The sequence below is a fragment of the Microcoleus sp. Pol12A5 genome (genome assembly GCF_036701435.1).
In the GTDB taxonomy this organism is placed as follows: domain Bacteria; phylum Cyanobacteriota; class Cyanobacteriia; order Cyanobacteriales; family Microcoleaceae; genus Microcoleus.
The window spans coordinates 18822-27219 of record NZ_JAUBQU010000087.1; the positions used below are offsets into that span (position 1 = coordinate 18822).

Annotated in this window: 6 protein-coding genes; 5 read left to right on the forward strand and 1 reads right to left on the reverse strand. The window is 45.1% G+C overall.

Annotated elements, in window-relative coordinates; all coding sequences use genetic code 11:
* The first annotated feature begins 24 nt into the window (after positions 1–24).
* Positions 25–3120, forward strand: coding sequence for a response regulator (locus QUA45_RS20470; protein WP_333221979.1), 3096 nt, complete (start codon positions 25–27; stop codon positions 3118–3120).
* A 10-nt stretch (positions 3121–3130) separates the two neighbouring features.
* The gene (locus QUA45_RS20475; protein ID WP_333100374.1) at positions 3131–4105 is read left to right on the forward strand and encodes a diguanylate cyclase; all 975 of its coding nucleotides are present in this window, start codon (positions 3131–3133) and stop codon (positions 4103–4105) included.
* A gap of 332 nt (positions 4106–4437) precedes the next feature.
* Here QUA45_RS20475 and crcB read toward each other — a convergent pair whose 3' ends face one another.
* Positions 4438–4836 carry a fluoride efflux transporter CrcB gene (gene crcB / locus QUA45_RS20480; RefSeq protein ID WP_333100375.1) on the reverse strand — a complete coding sequence of 133 codons (399 nt, stop codon included), beginning with the start codon at positions 4834–4836 and terminating at the stop codon, positions 4438–4440.
* A 128-nt stretch (positions 4837–4964) separates the two neighbouring features.
* Between crcB and QUA45_RS20485 the strand changes: the two genes are divergently transcribed.
* From QUA45_RS20485 to aspS, 3 genes are all read left to right on the forward strand, one after another.
* A complete protein-coding gene (locus tag QUA45_RS20485) occupies positions 4965–5603 on the forward strand; it encodes a macro domain-containing protein (RefSeq protein ID WP_333221980.1) in 639 nt (212 codons plus the stop codon).
* 371 nt (positions 5604–5974) lie between these two features.
* Positions 5975–6580, forward strand: coding sequence for a hypothetical protein (locus tag QUA45_RS20490; RefSeq protein WP_333100377.1), 606 nt, complete (start codon positions 5975–5977; stop codon positions 6578–6580).
* Positions 6581–6743: 163 nt separating this feature from the next.
* A partial coding sequence (gene aspS, locus QUA45_RS20495) for an aspartate--tRNA ligase (RefSeq protein WP_333221981.1) occupies positions 6744–8398 on the forward strand: 1655 nt, incomplete at its 3' end.

The following is an 8398-nucleotide window of genomic DNA, read 5'->3' on the forward strand; positions in this document are numbered from 1 at the left end:
TTTATTGATAATTACTGCTATAAGATGCCTAATAAAACACCCAAAATTTACCAGTTTACTCCTGTCAGTTTAAATAATTTAGAGGAATGCAGCGAAGAATCCGTGTATGCTCCCGGTCATATTCAGCCACACGGAATCGTTTTATTGATGCAAGAAAAAAGCCTCAATATTTTACAAGTAAGTAAAAATGTAGAACAGTTATGTGGCATTTCGGCAGAAGAATTGCTAGGTCAGCCATTGCCAGGGGTATTGGGTCACGATCGAGTACAAGAAATTGTTAGGTGTCTAGAGCGAGAACAACTAGAAATTCATAAGGTTTTCGATCTAGAAATCCCTCTCAAAGACGGCACGATTCAAAGATATAGAAGCACACTGCATCAGCTACCAGATGAGTTGATTCTGGAGCTGGAACCCCACTTGACTATTGAAAATAATCATTCAATCGATTTTTATCAGCGTCTGCAAACAGTTATCCTCAACTTTCGCAGTGCGATCGATATTTCGGATTTAGCTCAAACCATTGCTAGAGAAGTGAAAGCCATGACCGGGTTCGATCGCGTAATGGTCTATCGCTTTGAAGCCGATGACCATGGGGTGGTGATTGCCGAAGAGAAAGAAAGTTCTCTAGAAAGCTACTTGGGATTGCATTACCCGGCGATCGATATTCCCGTACCCGCCCGCAAATTGTTTTACAGCAATTGGGTGCGCCAAATTCCTAATATCAATTACACCCCGGCCCGCCTAATTCCCACCAACCATCCCCTAACCAATACACCCCAGGATCTAAGTGCTTGTGTGTTAAGGGGAGTATCTCCCTACCACATTGAATATTTGCAGAATATGGGAGTGGCTGGGACACTGACGATTTCGTTAATTGACGATCGGCGCCTCTGGGGATTAATTGCCTGTCACCATTACAGCCCGCGATTGCTAGATTACGAAACTCGCAAAACCTGTGAATTTTTAGGACAATTTGCCTCTATCGAACTGGTGCATCAGCAAGATCGAGAATTGAACGTTTACCGATCGCAGGCAAAAACTATTCAGGATCAACTTCAGCAGGCATTCCGGCGAGAGTCTAATTTTATCGAACAAGTATTGACCGAAAATGCTTCTCAAATGCTAGATTTAGTTCATGCTCAGGGAGCTGCAATTCTGCTCGATGGTCGTCTGACATTGGTGGGTAAAACACCATCTGAAGCTGAGGTTGACGAGCTCGTGCAGTGGTTGCTACAACAGAACAAAGAACGAGTGTTTGCAACAGCTTCTTTGTCTCAGTTGTATCCCCAAGCGAAGCAATTCAAAGACCGAGCGAGCGGTGTTTTAGCAATCTCAATCTTCCTCTCCTACGCCATACAAAAGTCATACCATATCCTTTGGTTCAGACCCGAACAAATTCAAACCATAAACTGGGCAGGTAATCCACACGATGCTGTGTCGATCGACGAAATTGGAAAAATGCACCTGTGTCCCCGCAAATCCTTTGAACTGTGGCAAGAGACAGTGCGAGAGATGTCTTATCCGTGGCAGATTGCAGAGTTAGAAGCTGCCGCCGAAATGAGGCATATCCTCATGCTGGCGGTGTTAGAATTTTCGCAAGCTGCCCTAGAACACGCTGCACAAAAGGCAGCAATAGCCAACCGTGCCAAAAGCCAGTTCCTTGCGAACATGAGCCACGAACTCAGAACGCCTCTCAACGCCATTCTGGGATTTACCCAGCTTATGAACCGCAGCCCCTATATCCCAGAAGAATTTCAAGAGCATTTAGGGATCATTACCCGTAGTGGAGAACACCTGCTAACATTGATCGACGATGTTTTGCAAATGTCTAGGATTGAAGCAGGGCAATTGCTACTGAGTCGAAGCTGTTTTAATCTGCATCGACTGCTGGGTTCTATCAACGAGATGTTCAGCATCAAAGCGCCTGAGAAAGGGTTACATCTGAGCAGCGAGTGGGATGCTACTGTTCCCCGTTATGTCTGTGGGGATCAAGCAAAACTTCGCCAAATCTTGATTAATCTGCTGGGGAATGCGATCAAATTTACAACAACAGGAAGCATAGCCCTGCGCGGACGAGCTTTTTCATCAGATGATATGCCATCCGGTACAGTTCGCGATCGCGCCACTAATCCACCTGATATTAAACCAACTATTACCCTGTGTCTCGAAGTTGAGGATACCGGATCTGGCATTTCTCCCTCAGATTTAGAATCAATTTTTGACGCTTTCATGCAAACCAATCGCGGTCGCAACGATCGAGGAACAGGTTTAGGACTGTCTATCAGTCGTGAGTTTGCGCGTCTGATGGGAGGCGATATCACCGTGCGAAGCACCCTGAATCGAGGCTCGACTTTTACCTGCCAAGTTGTTTTAGAACTACCAGAGTCCCTTGATTTAGAGGAACCTGAAATTAGCGATCGGATTATCGGGCTCGCACCTGGGCAACCTATCTACCGAATTCTAGTAGTAGAAGACGTGCCAGAAAATCGGCAACTGCTGGTGACACTGCTGGAGTCATTTGGGTTTGATGTGTGTGCGGTGGAAAATGGGGTAGAGGCGATCGCTCGTTGGCAAACATGGAACCCTGACCTGATTTTGATGGACATTCAAATGCCTGTCATGGATGGTTATGAAGCGACGAGACAGATTCGATCACAACAGTCATTAGTCATGAGTCATGAGTCATCAGCAGATAACTCAGGGCAAATGTCACAGGACAAAAGACAAATTACACGCATCATTGCCCTCACTGCCTATGCTTTTGAAGACGATCGTATCGCCAGCCTGCAAGTCGGTTGCGATGACTACATTGCCAAGCCGTTTACTGAAGACACACTTTTCGAGAAAATAGCTCATCACTTGGGCGTCCGCTACTGCTACGCCGAAAAACTTCCGCCAAAATCATCAGCTTCGCCACCAAAGATATTTACTCCAGACTTTAAAACCATGCCAGCCAAGTGGATTGCAGAAGTTCATGAAGCAGCACTAGATCTTAGTGATAATAAGCTTTATGAACTTATTGCTCAAATTCCCAAGGAGAAACAAGATTTCATCGCTGCGATGACATCTTTGGTCGATAACTTTCAGCTTGAAACGATCGCAACTCTCACCCAGATTTAGGAACAAGCCCATGACAACTCTATTCAAACTTGCGGCCGAAAGGAATATTCTCATCGTGGATGATACCCCAGACAATCTGCGCTTGTTAGCCAAAATTTTAGAGTCACAGGGCTATATTGTGCGTAAAGCCCTCAACGGCAGGATGGCACTCCAAGGTATTCATCGCGACCCACCTGCTCTGATTTTACTTGACATTAATATGCCAGATATGAATGGGTACGAAGTCTGCCAAAAGTTAAAAGCATCTGAAGCCAGTGCTCAGATACCGGTTATTTTTATCAGTGCGCTCGAACGACTGGAAAACAAGGTACGAGCCTTTGAGCTGGGTGGTGTAGACTATATTACCAAACCCTTTCAAGAGCAGGAAGTGCTGATGCGAGTAAAAAATCAATTACTCATCCAACAGCAACGCCAACAACTGATCGAACAAAATCAACGTTTAGAACACGAAATCCAGGAACGTCTGAGGGCAGAAGCAGAAGTAAGGCAGCTCTCAGTGACCGATGAATTAACTGGATTATATAACCGACGCGGCTTCTTTTTACTAGCAGAACAACAACTAAAAATTGCTCTTCGCACGCAAACATCCTATTTTATTTTGTTCGCTGATTTAGATGGTTTGAAAAAGATTAACGATACTTTAGGACACGAAATGGGAGACAGAGTAATCGTTGACGCAGCTAAAATATTGAAGCAAACCTTTCGTGATGCCGATATTATAGCTCGACTGGGAGGAGATGAATTCGCTTTATTTATTCCTAATTTTTTAGGTGCTTCATCTACTAATTTTCATTTTCGACTGCAAGAAAATATAGATCGCTTTAATCAACAGTCGGAGCGAGCTTATATCTCAATAAGTCTTGGTGTAGAGTTGGGGGATTTAAAGAATGAAGTTTTATTAGAACAATTGCTGGCCAAGGCTGACAAACTCATGTACGAGCATAAACGCAACAAACGCTGTTTAAATCCTCAACCGTTCTTTTGATAACAACGGTATCGGATCGCCATAAGCATTATTTATTAAACGCGAGTTCAACCGAGAAAGAGTAAACTGAAAACAAGGTAGGGAAACAGCTTGAAAAGTTTAGCCCGTCAGCCAGAAAACACGATGCAGTACACATCATTACACCTAAACCTGACAGGGTAGCAACCCAGTTAAAATCTGTGCCTGTATTAGGTTAAGGGTGTGAGAAAAAGATGTAGTCGGTATTGTCCAGAAAGCCGATCTCAAATCGACAGACTGATGCTGAATGGGTTGGGTGTTTGCCTACAATGGCATTCTTTTTAAGTGATATTATTTTCATAAATCGATGTTATCTATTTACCAATTCGTGCTAAAATGACACCAAGCTGAACAGCGATTACTCCGAGTATGGCACTGCCTGCCCAGTAAAAAGCGGCGATGCTGTAAGCTCGATCGCGCCACAAGACGTTCGTCTCTAAACCGTAAGTTGAAAAAGTAGTATAAGCACCCAAAAAGCCCGTTGCTACAATTAACCGGACTTCCGACGGAATAGTCACCACCCGTTCAAAAGCGAGGGTGATAAAAAATCCCATAGCCAAGCAACCCGTGATGTTAATAAAAAAAGTTCCGTAGGGAAAAGCCGTCCCGAAACGATTGGCAAACCACAAGGTGATATAATACCGGCTCAAAGCGCCGGCAACGGCACCTAAACTAATTGCGATCGGATTGCGCAGATTCGGGTCTTGCAGCATACAGCTATTAAATATTTGCTACTTGATATAGAGATGAATTTTAGATTCAGCGGACTTATGTAAAGTATTGTAGGATTAAATTGGCGATCGCTCTAGCTGTTCGCAATTAAAATTAAGAGAGAGTATTTATGCAAATTGTGCTGGCTACCTTAGACGATAGTTTAGTTAGAGCGTGGGAAAGCACTTGCGGCAGTATGGAAAATGTAAAGATACATCACGGTTCAATATTTGATGTAAAATGCGATGCTATTGTTAGTCCGGGGAATAGTTTTGGTTTCATGGACGACGGCTTAGATTTAGAAATTTCCGAATATTTTGGAGGGCAGTTTCTTGAACGCTTGCAAAAACTAATTCAGGCTCGACATCACGGCGAACTTTTAGTAGGAATGGCAGAAATTGTAGACACGGATCATGCTGAAATTCCCTATTTAATAGCTGCACCAATCATGCGGGTTCCCACAGTTTTAAGAGAAACAGTAAATGTTTATCTAGCAACCCGCGCTATTTTGAATCTCGTAAAATTTGGCTCAGTCCCAGATGGAACTCCAGTCAAACATATCATTGAAACTATCGCTATTCCAGGCATGGGTATGGGAACGGGCAAAGTGCCGCCACATATCTGCGCCACTCAAATGAAAGTTGCGCTCGAAGAGATACTGTTATCTCAATACGAATTTCCTCAATCTTTACTACATGCTCAAAGATGTCACCACTTGTTATATAGAGACGAGAGCGAAGATTTGCAGTTGGAAAATGGAAACTACTAAATTTGCCAGTTTGATAGTGTTCAGAAACCCAGTTTATTAATGTGTGTTTTTTTAGGTATAGAGACTTATCACAAATTTAAGTGCGCTAAACCGTACCTACAAGTTGGCGGTATCCTACACATGAGAGCAAGTTTGGTAGATATAATGTAATAGAACTGAGATCATTCCAACTAGGTAAGCGCGGATACAAAAGTTGATAAAGCTGGAACAAGAATTGCCTAGTTCTTATTAAATGCCAGAATTCCTTCTGGCGCTACACGTACAAAGTCGGTATAAAAGACCACAATTGTTCTGGCGCTACACCTACAAAGTCTGCATCCAGGGACTGTGAGATTTTTTGAAAATGTTTACTACCACAGGAGAAGATTGATATGACAGATCCAAAAGTAACCGAGGAACCAATTTTAGAGGCAACTGTCGAAACGACGGAGCTCGTCAAAAAAGAGATGCCCGACGCGACTGATGAGGCGATCGCAGAAACTGCGGCGCTGTTTGAAGCAATTAAAAAACGCGCCACCGCCGAAGTGCAAGCAGCGGGCGAACTCACCCGCGAAGCTTATTTAAAAGCTGTCAATAAGGCTTCCGGGGCGATCGAAGAAAATAAGGATCTCGCCCACGAGAGATTCACAGAAGCAGTCAAGCTGATTAAACAAGAAACTGAGAAAAACTGGCTGGTGGTAGATGCGATTAAAACGCGGGCGCAAGCGCAGGTGCAAGATGCCGGCGAAGTCAGTCGCGAAGCTTATTTGAAAGCAGTGCGACAAGCGCGAGAAGCGGTGGAACAAAATAAATTGATCGAACGCGATCGCATCGAACAAGCTGTTGACCACATTCAGACGGAAGCTGAAAAGAATTGGCACGTTATTGTCAAGCAAATTGAGTCGATCGGCACTCGCTTGACGGATGCGGCTAAGTCTGCATGGAACGCGCTGACGGCGTTTTTTGACAAGTCTCACAGCGATCGCCCAGATTCCTAGAAGGGCCAGCCGGGGGTTTGGAACTCCCAGCGGGTTGTTAGGGTAGTTAGCTTTGGAATTAATTCCAAAGCTAATGCCGATCGTGCGTGCATTTGCATTCAGCAGAAGTTTCAGGCATACTGCATAATTAAAAAGCTTTATTTTTAGTCCACAACCCCCAATTATGAGAAGTTACTACTGCGGCGAACTGCGAAGCGAACACATCGGAGAGACTGTCACCCTTTACGGCTGGGTGGATCGCCGCCGCGATCATGGCGGGGTGATTTTTCTCGATGTGCGCGATCGATCGGGTATCGTGCAAATTGTCAGCGATCCTGAACGCACCCCCGATTCCTATCACGGGGCTGAGGCTTTACGCAGCGAATATGTGGTTAAAATTACCGGGCGAGTCACCAGCCGTCCCGCAGATTCCCTCAACCCGAAATTGCCTACGGGTGAAGTAGAAATTTACGCTGACGAAATTGAGTTGTTAAATGCGGTTCGCAAACAGTTACCGTTTCAGGTGGCGACGGCGGAAAATGAAAGCGTGCGGGAAGATTTGCGCCTGAAATATCGCTATTTGGACTTGCGGCGCGATCGTATGAGTCGCAATTTGCAGCTTCGCCACCAAGTTGTGAAAGCTATGCGTCGCCACCTGGAAGATGTGGAAGGTTTCATGGAAATTGAAACGCCGATTTTAACTCGGGCGACTCCAGAAGGTGCGAGAGATTATTTAGTTCCCAGTCGCGTCAATCTCGGTGCATGGTATGCTTTGCCGCAGTCGCCGCAGTTGTTCAAACAATTGTTAATGGTGTCTGGTTTTGACAGATATTATCAAATTGCCCGCTGTTTCCGCGATGAAGATTTGCGCGCTGACAGACAGCCGGAATTTACGCAATTGGACATGGAAATGAGTTTCATGTCTGTGGAAGAAGTAATTGCCTTAAATGAAGGTTTAGTCTGCCATATTTTCCAAACTGTCAAAGGCGTTGAATTGCCTTGTCCTTTCCCGCGTTTGACTTACGCAGAAGCGATGGATCGCTACGGTAGCGACAAACCGGATACTCGCTTCGGTATGGAATTAGTCGATGTTTCCGATTTGATGAAAGATTCGGGATTTAAGGTATTTTCCGGGGCCGTTGCTGCGGGCGGAATTGTGAAAGTTTTGCCGATTCCGGGCGGGAATGATGCGATTTCTAACGTGCGGATTAAACCGGGTCCGAAAGGCGATTTGTTTAAGGAAGCCAGCGAAGCGGGTGCGAAGGGATTGGCTTACATCCGCGTGCGGGATAACGGCGAAATTGATACGATCGGCGCTATTAAGGATAATTTGACGGAAGCACAAAAACAGCAATTGCTCGATCGCACTGGCGCGCAACCAGGTCATTTGTTGTTATTCGCAGCGGCTGATGTGACAACTGTCAATAAGACTTTGGATAGATTGCGTTTGTTCGTCGGTAACGAATTGGGATTGATTGACAAAGACAAGATGAATCTGCTGTGGGTGACAGATTTCCCGATGTTTGAATGGAACGCTGACGAGAAGCGTTTGGAAGCATTGCATCACCCGTTTACTGCGCCGCATCCCGACGATATTAACGATTTGAAAACTGCGAGAGCTCAAGCTTACGATTTGGTGTTAAACGGTACAGAAGTCGGTGGCGGTTCTCTGCGGATTTATCAGCGGGAAGTTCAGGAACAGGTGTTTGAGGCGATCGGCTTATCGACTGAGGAAGCTTATAATAAATTCGGCTTTTTGTTGGATGCGTTTGAGTATGGAACTCCGCCCCACGGAGGCATTGCTTACGGTTTGGATCGGTTGGTGATGCTGTTGGCTGG

Coding starts and splice junctions, on each gene's coding strand:
- QUA45_RS20470 (WP_333221979.1), top strand. CDS start 25: ATGCCTAATAAAACACCCAAAATTTACCAGTTTACTCCTGTCAGTTTA.
- QUA45_RS20475 (WP_333100374.1), top strand. CDS start 3,131: ATGACAACTCTATTCAAACTTGCGGCCGAAAGGAATATTCTCATCGTG.
- crcB (WP_333100375.1), bottom strand. CDS start 4,836: ATGCTGCAAGACCCGAATCTGCGCAATCCGATCGCAATTAGTTTAGGT.
- QUA45_RS20485 (WP_333221980.1), top strand. CDS start 4,965: ATGCAAATTGTGCTGGCTACCTTAGACGATAGTTTAGTTAGAGCGTGG.
- QUA45_RS20490 (WP_333100377.1), top strand. CDS start 5,975: ATGACAGATCCAAAAGTAACCGAGGAACCAATTTTAGAGGCAACTGTC.